Source organism: Roseateles sp. P5_E1 (genome assembly GCF_054049335.1).
The window spans coordinates 1-766 of the sequence record NZ_JBFUMN010000174.1; the positions used below are offsets into that span (position 1 = coordinate 1).

The 766-nt window shown below is 67.2% G+C and carries 1 protein-coding gene; it reads left to right on the forward strand.

All coding sequences use genetic code 11. From position 1 onward, the window contains the following. Positions 1-23: 23 nt before the first annotated feature. A partial coding sequence (mbhE, locus tag ACXJKJ_RS30445) for a hydrogen gas-evolving membrane-bound hydrogenase subunit E (protein ID WP_457395147.1) occupies positions 24-766 on the forward strand: 743 nt, incomplete at its 3' end.

The window sequence follows — 766 nt, forward strand, 5'->3', positions numbered from 1 at the left end:
CCCTGGTGCTGATGCTGCTGGGCATGAACTACCTGCCCACCCAGTCGGCGCCGGAACATTCGCGCTGGCGCAAGCGCCGTGATGCGCTGATCGCGGTGATCGGCGGTGGCGGCCTGGCCGCGCTGGCCTACACCGCGATGACGCTGCCGCCCAACACCATGGCCGGCGAGCTGGTCGCGCGCGCCCTGCCCGAAGCCTATGGGCAGAACGTAGTCAACGTGATCCTGGTCGACTTCCGCGGCTTCGATACCTTCGGYGARATCACCGTGTTCGGCATYGCCGCRCTGGTGGTGCAYGCGMTGCTGCGWCGCWCRCGSATGGCGCCGGAGCAGATCATGCCSGGCCCRCCGATCAAGCTGCCGGTGCCGGCCGATCTGGCCCAGATCATGTTCCCGCTCACGCTCACCGTCTCGATCTTCCTGTTCCTGCGCGGCCACAACGCGCCCGGTGGCGGCTTCATCGCCGGCCTGGTGCTGGCCGTGCCGCTGCTGATCCAGTACGTCATCCAAGGCACCACCTCGGTGGAGTCGCGGTTCGGCTTCGACTACATCCGCTGCATCGGTGCCGGCCTGCTGATCGCCATCGTCAGCGGCAGTGCCTCGATGCTGTTCGGCGTGCCGTTCCTGACCAGTGGGCACCTGGACCTGCATATCCCGCTGATCGGTGAGGTGCCGCTGGCCAGCGCGATCGGGTTCGATACCGGCGTGTACCTGGTGGTGTTCGGCGGGGCGATGCTGATCCTGTCGATGATGGGCACGATCAAGCC